Below are 19,717 nucleotides of genomic sequence, written 5' to 3'. Positions count from 1 at the left end.
ATAATGTCCAAATATTACAGGCAGGCCGATCAATTTCCAATTTCCTCTATACGAGATAGATCATGACTACAGCCCACGACAACTAATACGACAAGCTTGAATAACAATTCTTCTTCCAGCGCAAACAGTCGAACCACACGGAGCCAATGAACATCTTAACATTCACATCCCCCAACCATGCTGGAGTTACTCGCTTCAGCTATCTACCTATTGCGGAGAGTTTTCACTCAAGGATCTGATTCCACTCAAGATTGGCTTGCTAACAATAGTCGAAACACATTCCAAACGGATAATCATCAACTCCCATATCATCTGTTAAAAGCTAAGGAAAACACTTGGAACTTCGTCATTTGCGCAGCTTCGTCGCGGTTGCGGAGGAGCTGCACTTTGCGCGCGCGGCTGAACGACTGCACATAGAGCAATCTCCCTTGTCCAGGACCATCAAAGAACTCGAATCAGACATAGGCACACAATTGTTTGATAGAAACTCGCGAGGCACTCGGTTAACTCTCCCCGGCCAGGTCCTGGTTGAAGCCGTCCAGCGAATTTTCCAAGCCGTAGAACAAGCAAGCACAACGTGCAGGCCGCAGTTGCCGGTTATCGAGGATCCCTGCGGATTGCACTATCTGATGGCGTGTTGCCTCAACGTTTGAACCTGGGGTTTCACTGCTCATTTGCGGCGACGACAATCACGTCTAGCCTATGGAGGCCCCTTCACCCCCGAGTAAGTATTCCCACTGATGATGCCTTGAATTTGGTCGACTCTCCCCCCTATTCTCTCAGCAATCTCTTGCAGACAATGGCTGGTGGCTAAGTCACGAATGGCCGTGATTTGGTCTATCGAGAGGCGGTCTGAACGGCTACATACCTGGGCGGCGGCCCAAGTCTCATCCTGCCACCTGTCGGTGATAGTTATGGGTGGGAGGCTTTCCCCTCGATGGCCAGTGAGCCACGCGTCCACGACACCATCTCGCTCATCCGGTGTAGCAATTTCTCCCTCCTTGAGTATTGAAGGTATCGGAGGCCAGTTTTGCCACCTGGGATCATGTTGAGCCGTCGTTCATCATCCCAGTGACCTTCGATCAAAAATTTCTCAGCGTTGTAGAGTTTATCCAGGTCGTCCGTGATCGCCATCACCTTATGATGGATGTAAGTAATCCGTCCCGCGTCCCTCTCCTCTCTGAATTTTCGATGGAAATGTAGATTGCTTCCCTTTTTCACTGCTCGAAAATGTTCAGCCCACCTGGTCTGCCATCGCCGCTTCGTGATCCCAACGTAGAAAAAGCCATCATCGGGATAAGAGTTACCCATTCCGAAGATATGCTGATAAAGCGCGTACGCCTTGTCAGGCCATCGCTCCGGCGACAGTAGATAATGCGCGGAGGATGGTGTGGTCAAGTATTCAATTGGTTCGAAGGCCTTGCGCGATGCCAGGGTGTGGATCACCAAAGGAATTCCCCTTCCTCAAAACTCTGCTGCTGCCAAAGCGCACAGGGACGGAATAAGCGGCCTTCATGAGGCAGACATTGATGGGACGGATTGGAGCACCAGCGATGATGCTCGGCGGTTCTCCTGCTACGAACAAGCCACCTACCACGCGCCGACCAGGCAGACTCAAGCGATCTTGAATTTCGAAGAGCTCAATCCTCGCCCGGTGTCGAACGGCTATCGGGAGAGAAATGACGACAATGACCTGCTGGAAGAGCTCGATGGGAAGCCAGGGTGGTCTAAGTATCGGTAGTAGCTCGGCCGCGCGCGGGGAACTCTACCCGATCTAAAATTCAGGCTCATATTTAATGCAGATGCCACCGCCGTATCGCAGCCCCGCGTCATCAAGTAACGCCGAGGCATTTCTCAGGCACAAAAAAAAGCCACTCATCTGAGTGGCATTTTTCTGAATCTTGGAGCGGGAAACGAGACTCGAACTCGCGACCCCGACCTTGGCAAGGTCGTGCTCTACCAACTGAGCTATTCCCGCGTCTTGGTGTGGCGCATTCTATAGATTCAGATTACGCCGTCAACCCTTTGATTCAAAAAAGTTTATTTCGGGTCCACGTCAGTGCGCAGATGCGGCCAGGCGGCGCGCAGGTACTGGACCATCGACCACAGCGTCAAACCAGCGGAAATCAGCAGCAATGCATAGCCCAACAGGACCCAGAAACTGAAGTCCGACGGGTTGGCCAGCAGGATCACCAGCGCCAGCATTTGCGCGGCAGTTTTCCATTTACCGAGATTCGACACGGCGACCTGGGCGCGCGCACCCAGCTCGGCCATCCATTCCCGGAGTGCCGATACGACGATTTCGCGCCCGATGATCACCGCCGCCGGCAAGGTCAGCCAGAGGTTACCGTGTTCCTGCACCAGCAGCACCAGGGCCACCGCCACCATCAGCTTGTCGGCCACCGGGTCGAGGAACGCGCCGAACGGCGTGCTCTGCTCCAGGCGGCGGGCCAGGTAGCCGTCGAGCCAGTCGGTCGCGGCGGCGAAGGCGAAGACCGAGGCAGAGGCCACGTAGCTCCAGTGGTACGGCAAATAGAACAGCAATATGAAGATCGGGATGAGCAGGACGCGTAGAACGGTAATCAGGTTTGGGATATTCATCGGCACAACTGGCTACGAGGTTGACGGGCATTCTACTCGCTGTGCAGGTTTGCATAAATCGACTCAGCGAGCTTTTTACTGATACCGGGTGCTTTGGCTATCTCTTCGATGCTGGCACGAGACAGCTCCTGCAATCCACCAAAATGTTTTAGCAGGTCGCGACGTCGGGTCGGACCGACCCCGGCCACCCCTTCCAGCGTCGACGTGCGGCGGGTCTTGCCACGGCGGGCGCGGTGACCGGTGATGGCGAAACGGTGAGCTTCGTCACGGATCTGTTGGATCAGGTGCAACGCCGGCGAATCGCCCTTCAGGGTGAACTCATGGGCGGCATCGTTCAGGTACAGGGTCTCGAAGCCGGCCTTGCGGGTTGCGCCCTTGGCCACGCCCAGCAGGATCAGATCGGGCACCATCAGCTCATTGAGCACGTCGCGGGCCATGGACAGCTGGCCTTTACCGCCGTCCACCAGCAGGATGTCCGGGAGTTTGCCCTCCCCGTCCTTCAGCTTGCCAAAGCGGCGCATCAACGCCTGGTGCATCGCCGCATAGTCATCTCCGGGTGTGACGCCTTCAATGTTGTAACGGCGGTAATCGGACTTGATCGGGCCTTCCGGACCGAACACCACGCAGGACGCCACGGTGGCCTCGCCGCTGGAATGGCTGATGTCGTAGCACTCCAGCCGTTGCGGCGGCTCGTCCAGGTTGAGAACGTCGGCCAGGGCATCGAACCGCGCCGCGACGTGCTGGCGGTTAGCCAGGCGCGCACCCAGGGCCTGTTCGGCGTTGGTCACGGCCAGCTGCTGCCAGCGCGCCCGCGTACCACGCACGCGGTGGCTGATGGTCAGTTCGCGACCGCGAAGGGTATCGATGGCTTCGATCAAGGCTGGGAAGTCTTCATGGACCACGTTGACGATCAACTCGGCCGGCAGGTCGCGTTCCGGACTGCTGATGTAGTACTGACCCAGAAAGGCCGCCATGACCTCGGCGACGTCTTCCTCGATGCCGACTTGAGGGAAGAAGTTCTTGCTGCCCAACACCCGACCGCCGCGCACGCTGATCAAGTGCACACAGGCGCCACCTGGGTTGATGAACGCGGCGATCACATCGACGTCGCCACTGCCGCCTTCCATGCTCTGCTGGTCCTGTACCCGGCGCAGCAGGCCGATCTGGTCGCGCAGTTCGGCGGCCCGTTCGAATTCAAGATTGACCGCCGCGTCTTCCATCGCCGCTGACAGCTCATCAGTCAGCGCATTGCTGCGCCCTTCCAGGAACATCACCGAGTGACGCACATCCTCGGCGTAGACCTCGGGTTCGACGAACCCGACGCAAGGGGCCTTGCAGCGCTTGATCTGGTATTGCAGACAGGGCCGGGTGCGGTTCTTGTAGTAGCTGTCCTCACACTGGCGAACGAAGAAGGTCTTCTGCAGCAGGCTCAGGCTTTCGCGGATCGCCCCGGCGCTGGGGTAAGGACCGAAATACCGGCCCTTGGCCTTCTTCGCCCCGCGATGAATGCTCAGGCGCGGGAACGCTCCGTCGGACAGGAACACGTACGGGTAGGACTTATCGTCACGCAGCAGGATGTTGTACGGCGGGCGCCATTCCTTGATCAGCGTCTGCTCGAGCAGCAACGCCTCGGTTTCATTGGCGGTGATGGTGGTTTCGATTTGCGCGATGCGCCCCACCAGGGCTGCCGTCTTCGGTGCGAGACCGGTCTTGCGGAAGTAACTCGCCAGGCGTTTCTTGAGATTCTTGGCCTTGCCGACATACAACAGGCGCGCATCACTGTCGAACATGCGGTACACGCCTGGGCGGCCACTGCATGTAGACAGGAAAGCGCTTGGATCAAACAGTTCAGTCATTATCAGGCGCTGGCATCGACCATGCCGTGGCGCACCGCCAGCAGCGTCAACTCGACGTCGCTACTGATCGATAGTTTCTCGAAGATACGGTAACGGTAGGTGTTGACGGTTTTAGGCGACAAACACAGCTTATCGGAGATGATCTGCACCTTCTGGCAACCGACAATCATCAAGGCGATCTGGATTTCCCGCTCCGACAACGCGTCGAAGGGCGAATCGTTGGTCGGTTGGAACGACTTGATCGCCAACTGCTGGGCGATTTGCGGGCTGATGTAGCGTTGCCCGGCAAATACCAGGCGGATGGCCTGGACCATCTCGTTCAAACCAGCGCCCTTGGTCAGGTAACCCGCTGCGCCCGCCTGCAACAACCGGGTCGGGAACGGATCTTCTTCGCAGACGGTTACCGCGACCACCTTGATGTCCGGATGGCTGCGCAACAGTTTGCGCGTGGCTTCAAGACCGCCGATGCCAGGCATCTTGACGTCCATCAACACCACGTCGGGTTTCAATTCACGGGCCTTGATCAGGGCTTCTTCCCCGGATTCGGCCTGGCCAACTACCTGCAGGCCATCGATGTCAGCCAGCATTCGTGTAATGCCCGTACGGACGAGATCATGGTCATCGACCACTAACACCCTAATCAAGCAGACACCTCACGATTTGGTCTTATTTGGGTTGCCCCACACCTTAGCAAAAAGCATCCGACAGACCTAGCGCAAAGGGACAGATAAAAGTTACAACACTTCTTGATCGCCGCAATATCCGAGGTCTCAAGCACCGGCGTCTCGCTGCATTCTCAAGAAGCACTCATCCTCGCCCACGACGCGCAGCCCCATGCGTTCGTAAAGCGCCCTGGCCGGATTATTCTTGAAAACCGTCAGGCGCAGCGCCGGCCGACGCTCCAGCGCCACCATGCCCCAAACCTGTCCGATCGCCCAAGTACCAGCACCCTGCCCGCGAAACGCCTTATCGATCTGTAGTTCGCGGATATACAACGCCCGGGCATCACGGCTGAGGCTGGCAAAACCCAGCCTCTGGTCGCCACGGCAAATTATCCAGTTCTGGCGAATAATCCAGGCCACATCGAACGCTTCGTCCTGCCACAGCAAATCATGCTTGAGATAGTAAGCCAGCATGTTGTCGCAAGTCAGTTGCCGGGCGAAGTCGATGTCCCCGGCCGTTGCCGCACGCCAGTGGAAACTCATGCGGACCTCATCAAAGCGTTGCCACCGGCACGACGTGCCCGGCCCAACCCTCGGCGGCGCGGCGAGCGATCACCAACAGATCGCCCGTACCTGGCGCTGCCGCAATCAGCGAACCGTCCGGGCCCCAGATCGCGCTGCGACCGGCCGATTCCCAACCACCGGTGGCGCCACCGTGATTGGCCATCAAGACGGTCATGCCATGTTGCCTGGCATAACCTTGCAGCATCGTCGTATCCGTCATATAGCCACCTTCGGTAATCAACACCCCTGCTGCATACAGCGTAGCGCCCCGCTCGACGGCGGCGGCAGCGTGGCTGGCGTGGGAAAAATCGGCGCATACCGCCAATGCGACATGCTCCGGCCCCATCGCCAGCATCGAGCCGCCATGGCCTGGGGCGAAGGCCACTTCTTCGCCGGGGTGCAGATGCTGTTTGCTGTACACCCCGAGAGATCCGTCGGCGCCGAGGACCAGTGCACCGATCAACACCGGCGCGTCTGCCGACAGGCGAATCGGCATGCCGACCACTGCGCTCAAGCCAAGTTCGCGCGCCAGGTCACGCAGCGGTTGCAAGACGCCATCCTCCGGCAGGATGGCCAGCTCCGCAGCCAGGCCCCGTTCGTAACCGGTGAGCGACAGCTCAGGAAACACCAGCAATTGCACATGCTGTTCAGCCGCGGCCTGCATGAAACACTGATGGCGGACGAGATTGGCGCGAATATCCCCGGCGACGGAAATCGACTGGGCAGCAGCGAAGATTGGAGCGGTCATGGTTCGTCCCTGGAAGATGGCGCAAACTCGAAGTTTGTCATAAAGCCCGGCGGACTCAAGCCAACCGGAACAATTGCATGACGACGATAGAATTTTCTGATTGAACCGACGCACCAGCCTCGCGTAAGCTCAGGGCCATTCATCGGAGACAGACCATGTTCAACGCCCTCTCACCGCTTCAAACCGCCAGCGCCCCGCGCTCGGTTGCGGCTGCCTGGGCGAACAGCGTTCAAACTCCGGTCAACTTTTATTTTGGGTATTGGTTTAGCCACTGGCGCGCCTGATACCCAACCGGCGCCCACTTTAAACGGGTCGCCTTCCAGAGTTTTCCAAACCCCCGGTCGGCCTCCCGACCGGGGGTTTTGTTTTTCAGGCCCCAAACATTTGCAGCACCCGACAACTTGAGGATTGAGCCATGAACTACGCCACTTATTACCGTTACGACAGTTTTTCCGCCTGGCGATTTACCAGCCACCGCTCGGGACAGCCTGCCGCCTCCGATCGGTCACCTGCCGGTGGCAAGCCTCAATTGCGGGCCAATACGGCCAATTGTCGAACACCCCAATAGGACCGGCACGCGGGAACGAGCCCGCTGCCCGTCCAGGAAGCCAGATCATGAATTCGTCCGTCTCTGCTTTGCCGCTGTCCACGCTCAACCCTGCCAATGAAGCCCTGACCCTGCGTCTGCCCAGCTCGTTGCAGCTCAAGCATCAATTGCCCCTCAGCACTGCGCTGAGCCAACAGGTTAGCGCCCATCGCCAGGCCATCCGCGCGATCCTCGACGGTGAGGACTCCCGCCTGCTGGTCATCGTCGGCCCCTGCTCCATCCACGACCCGAAATCGGCCCTCGAATACGCCGCCAACCTGGCGCGTGTTGCCCATGAGGTGAGCGACAGCATGCTGCTGGTGATGCGCGCCTATGTGGAAAAACCGCGCACCACCGTGGGCTGGAAAGGCCTGGCCTACGATCCCGGCCTGGATGGCAGCGATGACATGGCCGCCGGCCTGACGCTGTCCCGGGAGCTGATGCGCGAGATGCTCCAGCTGGGCCTGCCCGTCGCCACCGAACTGTTGCAACCCATGGCCGCCAGCTACTTCGATGACCTGCTCAGTTGGGTCGCCATCGGCGCGCGCACCACCGAATCGCAGATCCACCGGGAGATGGCCAGCGGCCTGGGCATGCCGGTGGGCTTCAAGAATGGCACCGACGGCGGTGTCGGCATTGCCTGCGATGCCATGCGTTCGGCGGCCCATCCTCATCGGCATTTCGGCGTCGACAGCCAGGGGCATCCGGCAATCATCCAGACCCCGGGCAACCCCGACACCCACCTGGTGCTGCGCGGCGGCCATCGCGGACCGAACTATGACCGCCAGAGCGTCACGCAGATACACAGTGACCTGACCCGCCTGAAGATACCGGCCCGGATCATGGTGGACTGCAGCCACGCCAACAGCGGCAAAGACCCGCTGCGCCAGCCGCAGGTGTTCAATGACGTGCTGGAGCAGCGCCTGCAAGGCAACCGCGCCCTCGTTGGCATGATGCTGGAAAGTCATCTGTTCGAAGGCTGCCAGCCATTAAGCCCATCGATGCGCTACGGTGTATCGGTCACCGATGGTTGCCTGGGCTGGGATGCTACCGAGCAGTTGCTGCGCCAGGCCCATCGCAAACTGCAATTGCCCTGAGCCCCCACAAGAGCCCTCCCCTGGGAGGGCCTTCACTCAGCCTGGCACCTTGGAACGCACCTGGACCGTCACCCAGCTGGATTGCTGGCTGACGTCATCCAGGCGCTCAACCTGATAGAACAGCCGCACCGCGCGGCCGCGCTGGTCCTGCCAATACGCCGCTGGCACGACAAAAGTGACCCGCTGACCTGCCATGGCCTCGGTGATTTCCCGCTCCTCGACATGGGCGTAGTTGCCGTTGCACTGCAGCCAGACCACCTCCCCGGCCTCGAGCCCGGCACCCTCGATGACGACCGTCACCCCATTGTGCAGATCATCGATGTCCAACCTCCCCTCGTCCAATCCCAGAAGCCGGGGCGCCTTCAGCGCAGGGCGCACCAGAGGGCCAATGTGCAACGACAAGGGTTCGCCACGGCGCACTGAATGTCCGCGCCTGACGACATAAGCCAGACTCAGGCTATGGCCGATATGGGGCGCTATTTGCGCATGATCGATCCAGAACGACAGCTCACGGCCGACCGCGTGGGCCTCGATGTCCAGCACGTCACGCCACAGGGCCTTGGCATCCCTGCTGGCCGTCAGGATCAGCCGATCGCCGACAGCCATCCTGGAATAAGGCCGAATGGTCAAACAGGTCCCCTCTGGCACCCGCCCCGGATCAAGGCTTGCGCCCACCGCATCGTCGGCAACGGCGGCCAGCAGAAGCAGTGGCGCATCACCGATCTCCAGTTGCAGGGGCTCCGAAACCAGCGTGGCCGGTAATTGTTTGCCGGTCACCCGGTAGGAGATTTCCAGCGAGCCGCCATCAAGCTCGGCGATATGAGGTTCACGCACGACGAAAACGACGTCCCGCCCCACCTGCCGCTCTGTCACGAACCTGCGTACTTCATTCTGATAGGGCTGGGCGTCCGAGTTGAGCCCGTGCCAAAACAGCACCAGTTCGTCCCCACACGCCATCAGTGGATAAGGCTTGACGGTGATGACGACTTTTCTCCAGGCGGGGTTGATCACCCCTCCCTTGGCAGCTGGAAGAGACGGTGCCGGTAGCGTCGCGGTTGAGGTGAACCGGGCTCGTTGGGTGGATCGGTAAGTGATCATGTATAGGCTCCAGTCCTTGGATTAACGGCACCGCTTTTACCTGACGGTGCCCGACACCCCATTAAAGCCCGACCGCTGTAAATCCACAGTCAGACAAGGCCACAACAGCAGTGGTCGCTTGCACTTGAAGCTGTAGCTGCAAACGCCAGGCGCTATCAGAAGTATCCCGACACCTTGCGCGCCGTCCGGCTGCTTATCCGATTATTCCCGCTTTTTTTATTCCGCTTTCAGTAAGTCACTGAGGTTTCTTCCTACACCACCCATCTCCGGGCTGCATTAGAGTGAGGTGGCAAATTCAACGTGAACCTCTTCGAAAAAGGTACGAACATGCAACGGAATGCAAATACTCAATATCCCATCCTGTTGGTCCATGGGTTGTTCGGGTTTGACAGGGTCGCAAGCTTCGAACTGTTCCACGGCATCAAACAGGCATTACGCGCCGCCGGTACCCGGGTGTTCATCCCGCATTTGTCGGCCACCCATTCCAACGAAGCCCGCGGCGAACAGTTGTTGGTTCAGATGGATCGGGTCCTGAGCGGAACCGGCGCTGCCAAGGTCAACCTGATCGGCCACAGCCAAGGCGCACTCGCCGCTCGCTACGCCGCGGCACTGGCACCCGACAGGGCCGCCTCGGTGACTTCGGTCAGCGGCCCCAACCACGGTTCCGAACTGGCCGACTTCCTGCACAAGGCCCTGACCCCGGGACGCCTGCCGGAGCACGTGGCGAGCAAGGTGGCCACGCTGTTCGCCGACTTTATCTCGCTGCTAAGCGGCCAGGCACGGCTCCCCCAGACGGCCATTGCAGCGCTGGCCGCACTCACCACGGAAGGCGTCGGTGCGTTCAATGACAAATACCCCCAAGGCCTGCCAAAGAACTGGGGAAGCAGCGGTCCGGGCATCGTCAACGGTGTGCGCTACTACTCATGGAGCGGCACGTTGCCAGAGGCGTCGGGCGAAGGATTCAATGCGATGCCCCCCTCCCATGCCTTCTGCCGGGCGTTTTCCAAATATTTCATTACCGAAGCCGGGCAGAACGACGGCCTGGTCGGGCGTTTCAGCTCGCACCTGGGCAAAGTCATTCGCTCCGACTATCCCATGGATCACATGCAGGCAATTCACCCAGGGACCGAGAACGTACGCAAGGGTACCGACCCGGTAGCGCTTTACCTGCACCACGCCGAGCGCTTGCGCAAAGCCGGCCTTTGATCGCCAGGCTCAAGGTTTTGACGCAATTTTGACAACAACCCGTCAATGAATCCGGTAGGCTCATCACCTTTAAAAATATTGAAAGGAATTTCCCCATGGCCAAAGCCACTGCCCGCCACATCCTGGTTTCCAGCGAAGACAAGTGCAACGAACTCAAGGCCCAGATCGAAGCCGGCGCCGATTTCGCCGAAGTCGCCAAGGCCAACTCCTCGTGCCCGTCCAGCCGTCAAGGCGGCGACCTGGGTTCGTTCGGTCCAGGCCAGATGGTCAAGGAGTTTGACACCGTGGTGTTCAGCGCCCCGATCAATGTGGTCCAAGGTCCGGTCAAGACCCAGTTCGGCTACCACCTGCTGGAAGTGACCAGCCGCCAGGACTGATCCCGTTTTTTCGACATGACGGCCCGCCTTTCGGTGGGCCGTTGTGTTTGCGTCATGCGAAGGGCTGGCGATCCGTACGCCGCTCGCGTACAAATCGTGGTCATCGATCACCCGGCTTTAAGGCTGACAATGCGACTGGCGTTCCCTTCTCTGCTATTCACTGCCGTGGCCCTGCTGACAGGCGCCACCGGTGTGGATGCCGCACCGCAACATGCCCTCACCGTGTATGGCGAACCGGCTAAATATGCCGAGGGCTTCGGCCACTTCGCCTACACCAATCCACAGGCCCCCAAAGGTGGGACCATGCGCCGCTCGGCCATCGAGATCGGCCATTTCGACCATGTGCTGCCGTATATCGACAAAGGCATCGGCGTCAGCCAGATCGACGGGATGCTGTATTCGCCCCTCGCCCTGCGTTCGCTGGATGAGCCCTACACCGTCTACGGTCTGGTGGCAGAGAAGATGGAACGCGCCGACGATGGCCTGTCCCTGCGCTTCTACCTGAATCCCAAGGCCCGCTTCGCCGATGGCAAACCCATCACCGCCCAGGACGTGCGCTACAGCTTCGAGCTGCTGATGACCCAGGGCAGCCTGCGCTACCGCACTCAGTTCGCGGCCGTCAAAGGTGTCGAGGTGGAATCCGAGCGCACTGTTCGCTTCGACTTCAAGAACAACGAAAGCCGTACCCTGCCCCTGGACATTGCCACCCTGCCGGTCTTTCCCGAGCACTGGTGGAAAACCCGCGACTTTGCCAATGGAGGCGGCTACGAGGCGCCTTTGGGTAGCGGTCCCTATCGGGTGGGCAAGATCGACTCCGGACGCAGCATCACCTTTGAACGCAATGCCAACTGGTGGGGCAAGGACCTGCCGGTCAGCCGCGGCCTCTACAATTTCGACCATTTCAGCATCGAGTACTTCGGCGACACCGATGTGGCCCGACAGGTCCTGCGCGGCGGCGCCTACGACTACAATCGCGAATTTTCCGCCACCGGCTATTCCATCGGCTATGACAGCCCCGCCCTGCGCGACGGTCGCCTGCAAAAGGCCCACCTGGCCACCGAGGCGCCCCAGACCGCCCAGGGCTTCGTGTTCAACCTGCAGAAGCCGCAGTTCCAGGATCGCCGTGTACGCCAGGCCCTGGCCATGCTCTGGGATTTCGAGTGGAGCAACCGCCAGATGATGCGCAACCTCTACGTGCGTCAGCAGAGTTACTTTTCCAACACCGACCTCGCCGCCCGACAACTGCCCGATGCCGGCGAACGGGCGATTCTCGAGCCGTTGCGCGGGCAGATACCCGACGAAGTCTTCACCCAAGTGTTCGAGGCGCCGAAAACCGACGGCAGCGGCGTGATCCGCGACAAACAACTGCAAGCCCTGGCACTGCTGGAACAGGCCGGCTGGAAACCCGACGGCGACCGCCTGGTCAACGCCGAGGGCGAACCGCTGAGCTTCACCTTCCTGAACAGCCAGAATGGCATCGAGCGCCTGCTGCTGCCCTATAAACGAACCCTGGCGCAGATCGGCATCGACATGAGCATCCGGCGCATCGACGCCTCCCAGTACGTCAATCGCCTGATGAGCCGTGACTACGACATGATCATCACCGGTTACCCGGTCAGCACTTCACCGGGCATGGAACTCTACAATTACTTCGGTTCGGCGGCCGCCAACGACCCGGGCGCCAACAATTACATGGCCCTGAAGGACCCGGCGGTGGATGCCCTGATCGACGGGCTGGTCAAGGCCACCACCAAAAGCGACATGCTCCGCCACGCCCACGCCCTGGACCGGGTGCTGCAATGGAACTACTACTGGATCCCCAACTATTACCCGCCGGGCAGCTCGACCGTATGGTGGAACCGCTTCGGCATTCCGAAGGTACAGGCCAGCAACGATGAAGCCATCGAAAGCTGGTGGGAGATGAGCACCACACCGCTGACCAACGAGCAGATGACCGCCGAACGCCTCAAACGTGGCTCACCCGGAGGGCAGCATTGATGTGGGCTTATATCGCGCGACGCCTGCTGCTGATCATCCCGACACTGCTGATCATCCTGCTGGTGAACTTCGTCATCGTGCAGGCCGCACCAGGCGGGCCGGTGGAACAGGCCATCGCCCACCTGCAAGGCATTGGCGGCGGCGCCACCGTCGGCAGTTCGGGTAACGCCATGACCGGCAGCTCCCGGGCCAGCCGCGGCCTCGATCCACAGCTGATCAAGGACATCGAAAAACAGTACGGCTTCGACAAACCGGCCCACGAGCGTTTGTGGCTGATGCTCAGCAGCTACGCCCGGCTGGACTTCGGCAAGAGCTTCTTCCGTGGCGCCACGGTCACCGACCTGATCCTGGAAAAAATGCCGGTGACCATTTCCCTCGGGCTCTGGGCCACGCTGATCACCTACCTGGTGTCGATTCCCCTGGGTATTCGCAAGGCCGTGCGTCACGGTTCCGCGTTCGATGTGTGGAGCAGCACGGCGATCATCATTGGCTATGCGATGCCGGCGTTCCTCTTTGCGATGTTCCTGATCGTGGTGTTCGCCGGTGGCACGTCGCTGAACTGGTTTCCGGTGCGCGGGCTGGTGTCGGATAACTTCGAGTCGCTGTCGACCCTGGGCAAGATCGCCGACTACTTCTGGCACCTGGTGCTGCCGGTGACCTCACTGGTGATCGGCGGCTTCGCCACCCTGACGATCCTGACCAAGAACTCGTTCCTCAATGAAATCACCCGCCAATATGTGGTCACGGCGCGGGCCAAAGGCATGAGCGAACGCCGGGTGCTGTATGGCCACGTGTTCCGCAATGCGATGCTGCTGGTGGTCTCAGGCATTCCCCAGGCGTTCATCAGCGTGTTTTTTGCCGGGTCCTTGCTGATCGAGGTGATCTTCTCCCTCGATGGCCTGGGCCGCATGAGCTACGAGGCTGCTGTATCGCGGGACTACCCGGTGGTGTTCGGCTCGCTGTTCATCTTCACGCTGTTCGGCCTGCTCATCAAACTCATCGGCGACCTCTGCTACACCCTGGTGGACCCACGCATCGACTTCGCTGCGAGGAACGCCTGATGTTCAAGTTTTCACCCTTGGGCCGCCGACGCTTCGAACGTTTCAAGAAAAACCGCCGGGGCTGGTGGTCGCTGTGGCTATTCATCGGCCTGTTCATCCTGACGCTGGGCGGTGAGTTGATCGCCAATGACAAACCGCTGGTGGTGAGCTACCAGGGCTCGCTGTATTTCCCGGTGTTCAAACGCCATACCGAGCAGGAATTTGGCGGACAGTTGCCGTTCCAGGCCGACTACCGCAGCAGCTACGTGCAGAACCTGATCCACAAGGACGGCGGCTGGCTGTTGTTTCCGCCCGTCCCGTTCAGCGACGACACGCCCAATTACGACCTTAGCCAACCGGCCCCGAGCCCGCCCTCATCAGTGAACTGGCTGGGCACTGATGACCAGGCCCGGGACGTGCTGGCCCGGGTGATTTTCGGCGCGCGGGTGTCGATCCTGTTCGCCTTGGCCCTGACCGCCATCAGCGCGCTGATCGGCATCGCCGCCGGGGCATTGCAGGGTTATTACGGCGGCTGGGTGGACCTGTTGGGACAACGCTTGCTGGAAGTCTGGTCGGGGTTGCCGGTGCTCTACCTGCTGATCATCCTGTCCGGTTTCGTCGAGCCGAATTTCTGGTGGCTGCTGGGGATCATGGCGCTGTTTTCCTGGCTGGCCCTGGTGGACGTGGTCCGCGCCGAATTCCTGCGCGGGCGCAACCTCGAATACGTGAAAGCCGCCAGGGCCCTGGGCCTGAATGACCGCAAGGTGATCGTGCGGCATATCCTGCCCAACGCGATGAACGCCACCCTGAGCTACCTGCCCTTCATCCTCACCGGGGCGATTTCCACCCTCACGGCCCTGGACTTCCTCGGCTTCGGCATGCCGGCCGGCAGCGCCTCCCTGGGCGAACTGATCGCCCAGGGCAAGCAGAACCTGCAAGCGCCATGGCTGGGGCTGACGGCGTTCTTCACCCTGGCGCTGATTCTTTCCCTGCTGGTATTTATCGGCGAGGCGTTGCGAGACGCGTTCGACCCACGATCATGAAGCGGAATCTTGAGATGAGCGACAACCTGATCGAAATCCGCGACCTGAGCGTGGCCTTCAACGACAACACGGTAGTGCGCAACCTGTGCCTGGACATCCGTCCCGGCGAATGCCTGGCCCTGGTCGGCGAGTCCGGCTCCGGCAAGTCGGTGACCGCCCACTCGATCCTGCAATTGCTGCCCGAAACAGAAGCCCGCACCACCGGCAGCATTCGCTATCGCGGCCAAGAACTGGTGGGCGCCGATACCACGGCCCTGCGGGAGATACGCGGCAACCGGATCGCGATGATCTTCCAGGAGCCGATGACGTCGCTGAACCCGCTGCACAGCGTCGAAAAGCAGATTGGCGAAACGCTGATGCTGCACAAGGGCCTGGGGGGCAAAGCCGCGCGCCAGCGCATTCTGGAACTGCTGGCCCTGGTTGGCATTCAGAACCCTGTCGAGCGACTCAAGGCCTATCCCCATCAACTGTCCGGCGGTCAACGGCAGCGGGTCATCATCGCCATGGCCCTGGCCTGCGAGCCGGAACTGTTGATTGCCGATGAACCGACCACCGCATTGGACGTGACCGTGCAGCGCAAGATTCTGCTGCTGCTCAAGTCGCTGCAGCAACGGCTTGGCATGTCCATGTTATTGATCAGCCACGACCTGAACCTGGTGCGCAGCATCGCGCAGCGGGTGTGCGTGATGAAAGATGGGGAAATCGTCGAGCAGGCGCCTTGCGAAACCCTCTTCAGCGCACCGGAACACCCCTACAGCTGCGAGCTGCTGCACGCCGAACCGGAAGGCGAAGCCCTGCCCCGGGACGACCGGGAAGAGGTGTTGCAGGTGCAGGACCTGCGCGTCAGTTTCCCCCTCGGTGGCGGCCTGTTCCGGCGCAAGGAATACTTGCGCGCCGTGGACGGCATCAGCCTGTCCATCCAGCGAGGCAAAACCTTGGGCATCGTCGGCGAATCCGGCTCCGGCAAGTCCACGCTAGGCCAGGCGATCCTGCGCCTGATCGAGTCCGAAGGCAGCATTCGCTTCCAGGGCCAGGCCCTCGATCAACTGTCGCAAAAAGCCTTGCGGCCGTGGCGCAAGCAGATGCAGGTGGTGTTCCAGGACCCGTTCGGCAGCCTCAGCCCACGGATGTCGGTGCAGCAGATCATCAGCGAAGGCCTTGAGGTCCACCAGCCCTCCAGCCCGCAAGAGTGTGAAGCCCGGGTGATCCAGGCCCTCAAGGAAGTCGGCCTCGACCCGCTGACCCGCCATCGCTACCCCCACGAATTCTCTGGAGGCCAACGCCAACGCATCGCCATTGCCCGGGCCGTGGTACTCAAGCCGGCCTTGATCCTGTTGGACGAGCCGACCTCGGCCCTGGACCGTACCGTGCAAAAGCAAGTAGTCGCCCTGCTCCGCCAGCTCCAGGAGAAGTACGACTTGACCTACCTGTTCATCAGCCATGACCTGGCAGTGATCCGCGCCCTGGCCCACGACATGATCGTGATCAAGGACGGTAAAGTGATCGAGCAAGGCGCCAGCCATGATGTGTTCGATTCACCTCAACATCCTTATACCAAGGAGCTGTTGGCGGCGGCGCATACGGGGTGGGCATAATGCAATGACACCGAGTCGCCGCCATCGCGAGCAAGCTCGCTCCCACGTTTGATCTTCAGCGCGACGCAGACCAATGTGAGAGCGAGCTTGCTCGCGATGGCGGCCTGACAGGCAATACACAATTCGGATTCGACCATGAACTCCACCGAAAGCCTCAAGGATTACAAGCGCGTACGCACGCTGGCGATCCGTTCGTTGTTCGAGATCATCGAGCAGTCCAGCGAAGGCACGGTGATTGTCGACCGTGACGCGAACATCGTCTGGATGAACGAACGCTACGCCCGGCGCTTCGGCCTGAACTCGGCACAGGAAGCCATCGGCCGGGCCTGCGAGAGTGTGATCCCCGGCAGCCTGCTGCGTGAAGTGGTGCGTACCGGGCGGCCGATTCTGCTGGACATGCAGGACACGCCCAAGGAGCCGCTGGTGGTGATGCGCCTGCCGATCCACGACAGCGCGGGCGCGGTGATCGGCGCCATCGGCTTTGCCTTGTTCGATGAGTTGCGCAGCCTGTCGCCAATGCTCAAGCGCTACCTGAGCATGCAGGAAGAACTGGCGTCCACCCGTTCGCTGCTGCGGGCGCGGCAGACCAAGTACAACTTCGCCCATTTCATCGGCACCAGCAGCGCCGGCCTGGAGGTCAAGCGCCGTGCCCGGCGCAGCGCCAGCGCCGATTCACCGGTGCTGCTGCTCGGCGAGACCGGCACCGGCAAGGAGTTGCTGGCCCAGGCGATCCACAGTGCGTCACCACGAGCACACAAGGCCTTCGTCAGCATCAACAGCGCGGCGATCCCTGAATCCTTGCTGGAAGCCGAGTTCTTCGGCACCGCCCCAGGGGCCTTCACCGGCGCCGACCGCAAGGGCCGCGCCGGCAAATTGCAGATCGCCCAAGGCGGTACGTTGTTCCTGGACGAGATTGGCGACATGCCGTTGCCGCTGCAAAGCAAACTGCTGCGGGTGCTCCAGGAAAAGGAATACGAACCGGTGGGCTCCAACGAGGTGCTGCAAAGCGATGTGCGGGTGATCGCCGCCACCTCCATGGACTTGGAGGCTGCGATCAAGCGCGGCGAGTTCCGCGCCGACCTGTATTACCGCCTCAATGTGTTGCCGATCCAGGTTCCGCCGCTGCGCGAACGCCTGGATGACTTGCCGGCCCTGAGCGAGGCGATCCTCGAAGAACTGCGCAGCCAGCACGAATTGAACCGCGATGCACTGGACCTGTTGGGTCAACATGCCTGGCCGGGCAACATCCGGGAATTGCGCAATGTATTGGAACGGGCCGCGCTGCTCAGCGACAAGCTGCTGCTCACCGCTGCCGACATCCGCGCCGCCATCGGCACTTTCACACCGGTTACCCGCTCGGCCAGCCCAAGCCTGGAGCCGCTGGCGCACGAAACCTTCAGCCAGGCCCGGGCGCGATTCGACCGGCACCTGATCGAAACCACCCTCGCGCAATGCGGGGGCAAGGTGGTTGAAGCGGCTGAGCGGCTGGGGCTCGGCAGGTCGACTTTGTATAAGAAGATGGTGGCGCTGGGGATTGCAGAGTCTCAATAATGAGACTCATATCTCCATAAATAGACAATTCTTTTGGGGCGCTTTGCGCTCATCGCGAGCAAGCTCGCTCCCAGATGGGACGGTGTTCTCCTGACGTACGCGGACAACTGTGGGAGCGAGCTTGCGCGCGATGAGGCCAGCCCACTCCATAAAAATCTCCAAACAGAGACAAAACTCTCGACCCTCTTACACCAAAATCAATAATCCCCTTATATTTCAATCAATTACACACCTGGCACAAAACTCGCTAAAGCCCTCCCACCGCTTCACCACAACAATAACAATCCAGGAGACACACCATGAGTGTGATCATTGCCTTGGCGGCCCTCGCGCTGCTGATGGTCGCCGCCTACCGTGGCTACAGCGTTATCCTCTTTGCCCCCATCGCCGCCCTCGGCGCCGTCCTGCTCACCGACCCTTCCGCCGTCGCCCCTGCGTTCACCGGGGTGTTCATGGAGAAAATGGTCGGTTTCATCAAACTGTATTTCCCGGTGTTCCTGCTGGGGGCGGTGTTCGGCAAGCTGATCGAGCTGTCGGGCTTCTCCCGCTCCATCGTCGCGGCGGCGATTCGCTTGCTGGGCACACGCCAGGCCATGCTGGTGATCGTACTGGTCTGCGCCTTGCTGACCTATGGTGGCGTGTCGTTGTTCGTCGTGGTGTTCGCGGTGTACCCGTTCGCCGCCGAGATGTTCCGCCAGAGCAACATTCCCAAGCGCCTGATCCCGGCCACCATTGCCCTCGGCGCGTTCTCGTTCACCATGGACGCCCTGCCCGGCACGCCGCAGATCCAGAACATCATCCCCAGCACCTTCTTCAACACCACCGCCTGGGCCGCGCCATGGCTGGGTGTGATCGGCACAATCTTCGTGTTCAGTTTCGGCATGCTGTTCCTGCAACGCCAGCGCAACAAGGCCCAGCGCGTGGGCGAAGGCTACGGCACCGAACTGCGCAACGAGCCGGAGACCGCCGAAGACATCAAGCTGCCCAATCCATGGCTCGCCGTTTCGCCGCTGCTGGCGGTGGGGATCATGAACCTGCTGTTCACCCAGTGGATTCCCCAGTGGTATGGCAAGACCCACAGCCTGGCACTGCCGGGCATGGCAACGCCGGTGACCAGCGACATCGCCAAGCTCACCGCGATCTGGGCCGTGCAGGCCGCGTTGCTGGTGGGCATCATCATGGTCCTGCTGTTCGGCTTCCGTGCCATCCGCAGCAAGCTGGCCGAAGGCAGCAAGAGCGCAGTGGGCGGTGCCTTGCTGGCGGCAATGAATACCGCTTCGGAATACGGTTTTGGTGCGGTGATCGCATCCTTGCCAGGCTTCCTGGTACTGGCCGACTGGCTCAAGAACATTCCCAACCCGCTGGTCAACGAAGCTGTGACCGTAACCCTGCTGGCGGGCATCACCGGCTCTGCGTCGGGCGGCATGAGCATCGCCCTGGCGGCGATGTCCGAAACCTTCATCAGCGCCGCCCACGCCGCCAATATTCCGCTGGAGGTGCTGCACCGGGTGGCCGCCATGGCCAGCGGCGGCATGGACACCCTGCCCCACAACGGTGCGGTGATCACCTTGCTGGCGGTGACCGGACTGACCCACCGGGAAGCCTACAAAGATATTTTCTGTATTACGCTGATCAAGACCCTCGCGGTTTTCGTGGTGATCGGTGTGTTCTACGCCACTGGCATTGTGTGAGGTT

The 19,717-nt window shown here is 60.7% G+C and carries 16 protein-coding genes, 1 tRNA gene and 1 pseudogene; 10 read left to right on the top strand and 8 right to left on the bottom strand.

Annotated elements, in window-relative coordinates; translation table 11 throughout:
* Positions 1-335 precede the first annotated feature (335 nt).
* A pseudogene (locus EPZ47_RS30585) lies at positions 336-652 on the top strand (LysR family transcriptional regulator); the annotation flags it as partial.
* A 260-nt stretch (positions 653-912) separates the two neighbouring features.
* Here EPZ47_RS30585 and EPZ47_RS10785 read toward each other — a convergent pair.
* From EPZ47_RS10785 to EPZ47_RS10750, 7 genes are all read right to left on the bottom strand, one after another.
* Positions 913-1,446, bottom strand: coding sequence for a GIY-YIG nuclease family protein (locus tag EPZ47_RS10785; RefSeq protein ID WP_135844746.1), 534 nt, complete (start codon positions 1,444-1,446; stop codon positions 913-915).
* A gap of 456 nt (positions 1,447-1,902) precedes the next feature.
* Positions 1,903-1,978, bottom strand: a tRNA-Gly gene (locus EPZ47_RS10775).
* 62 nt (positions 1,979-2,040) lie between these two features.
* Positions 2,041-2,601 (bottom strand): CDP-diacylglycerol--glycerol-3-phosphate 3-phosphatidyltransferase, encoded by a 561-nt coding sequence (gene pgsA, locus EPZ47_RS10770; protein WP_123343204.1) that lies wholly within the window; start codon positions 2,599-2,601, stop codon positions 2,041-2,043.
* Between the two features lie 32 nt (positions 2,602-2,633).
* On the bottom strand, positions 2,634-4,457 hold the full coding sequence (uvrC, locus tag EPZ47_RS10765; RefSeq protein WP_135844745.1) for an excinuclease ABC subunit UvrC: 1,824 nt from the start codon (positions 4,455-4,457) through the stop codon (positions 2,634-2,636).
* A gap of 2 nt (positions 4,458-4,459) precedes the next feature.
* Positions 4,460-5,101 carry a response regulator transcription factor GacA gene (gene gacA / locus EPZ47_RS10760; protein WP_003182764.1) on the bottom strand — a complete coding sequence of 214 codons (642 nt, stop codon included), beginning with the start codon at positions 5,099-5,101 and terminating at the stop codon, positions 4,460-4,462.
* Between the two features lie 126 nt (positions 5,102-5,227).
* The gene (locus EPZ47_RS10755) at positions 5,228-5,662 is read right to left on the bottom strand and encodes a GNAT family N-acetyltransferase (protein ID WP_135844744.1); all 435 of its coding nucleotides are present in this window, start codon (positions 5,660-5,662) and stop codon (positions 5,228-5,230) included.
* A 10-nt stretch (positions 5,663-5,672) separates the two neighbouring features.
* Positions 5,673-6,431 carry a carbon-nitrogen hydrolase family protein gene (locus tag EPZ47_RS10750; RefSeq protein ID WP_135844743.1) on the bottom strand — a complete coding sequence of 253 codons (759 nt, stop codon included), beginning with the start codon at positions 6,429-6,431 and terminating at the stop codon, positions 5,673-5,675.
* Between the two features lie 615 nt (positions 6,432-7,046).
* Between EPZ47_RS10750 and EPZ47_RS10745 the strand changes: the two genes are divergently transcribed.
* Entirely contained in the window at positions 7,047-8,114 is a 1,068-nt protein-coding gene (locus tag EPZ47_RS10745; RefSeq protein ID WP_135844742.1) for a 3-deoxy-7-phosphoheptulonate synthase, read from the top strand.
* 36 nt (positions 8,115-8,150) lie between these two features.
* Here the strand turns inward: EPZ47_RS10745 and EPZ47_RS10740 are convergent, their stop codons facing one another.
* Complete coding sequence (locus EPZ47_RS10740; protein ID WP_238346722.1) at positions 8,151-9,212, bottom strand: hypothetical protein; 1,062 nt, start codon at positions 9,210-9,212, stop codon at positions 8,151-8,153.
* Between the two features lie 327 nt (positions 9,213-9,539).
* Here EPZ47_RS10740 and EPZ47_RS10735 point away from each other — a divergent pair, with 327 nt between their 5' ends.
* The 8 genes from EPZ47_RS10735 to EPZ47_RS10700 all read left to right on the top strand — a co-directional run bounded on the left by EPZ47_RS10735 (position 9,540) and on the right by EPZ47_RS10700 (position 19,713).
* Positions 9,540-10,418, top strand: a complete 879-nt coding sequence (locus tag EPZ47_RS10735; RefSeq protein WP_135844741.1) for an esterase/lipase family protein — start codon at positions 9,540-9,542, stop codon at positions 10,416-10,418.
* Between the two features lie 77 nt (positions 10,419-10,495).
* Positions 10,496-10,795 (top strand): peptidylprolyl isomerase, encoded by a 300-nt coding sequence (locus EPZ47_RS10730; protein ID WP_265073092.1) that lies wholly within the window; start codon positions 10,496-10,498, stop codon positions 10,793-10,795.
* A gap of 129 nt (positions 10,796-10,924) precedes the next feature.
* Entirely contained in the window at positions 10,925-12,793 is a 1,869-nt protein-coding gene (locus EPZ47_RS10725) for an extracellular solute-binding protein (protein ID WP_135844740.1), read from the top strand.
* The gene (locus EPZ47_RS10720; protein WP_135844739.1) at positions 12,793-13,854 is read left to right on the top strand and encodes a microcin C ABC transporter permease YejB; all 1,062 of its coding nucleotides are present in this window, start codon (positions 12,793-12,795) and stop codon (positions 13,852-13,854) included. The genes EPZ47_RS10725 and EPZ47_RS10720 overlap by 1 nt, the downstream gene beginning before the upstream one ends.
* Positions 13,854-14,876, top strand: a complete 1,023-nt coding sequence (locus EPZ47_RS10715) for an ABC transporter permease (RefSeq protein ID WP_135844738.1) — start codon at positions 13,854-13,856, stop codon at positions 14,874-14,876. The genes EPZ47_RS10720 and EPZ47_RS10715 overlap by 1 nt, the downstream gene beginning before the upstream one ends.
* 14 nt (positions 14,877-14,890) lie before the next feature.
* Entirely contained in the window at positions 14,891-16,471 is a 1,581-nt protein-coding gene (locus EPZ47_RS10710) for an ABC transporter ATP-binding protein (RefSeq protein ID WP_135844737.1), read from the top strand.
* Between the two features lie 135 nt (positions 16,472-16,606).
* Complete coding sequence (locus tag EPZ47_RS10705; protein ID WP_135844736.1) at positions 16,607-18,022, top strand: sigma-54 interaction domain-containing protein; 1,416 nt, start codon at positions 16,607-16,609, stop codon at positions 18,020-18,022.
* A gap of 299 nt (positions 18,023-18,321) precedes the next feature.
* A complete protein-coding gene (locus EPZ47_RS10700) occupies positions 18,322-19,713 on the top strand; it encodes a GntP family permease (RefSeq protein ID WP_135844735.1) in 1,392 nt (463 codons plus the stop codon).
* Positions 19,714-19,717 lie beyond the last annotated feature (4 nt).

This window comes from Pseudomonas viciae, from assembly GCF_004786035.1.
Classification (GTDB): domain Bacteria; phylum Pseudomonadota; class Gammaproteobacteria; order Pseudomonadales; family Pseudomonadaceae; genus Aquipseudomonas; species Aquipseudomonas viciae.
The sequence above is the reverse complement of the archived record's forward strand: the minus strand, read 5'-3'. Positions and strand labels throughout refer to the sequence as shown.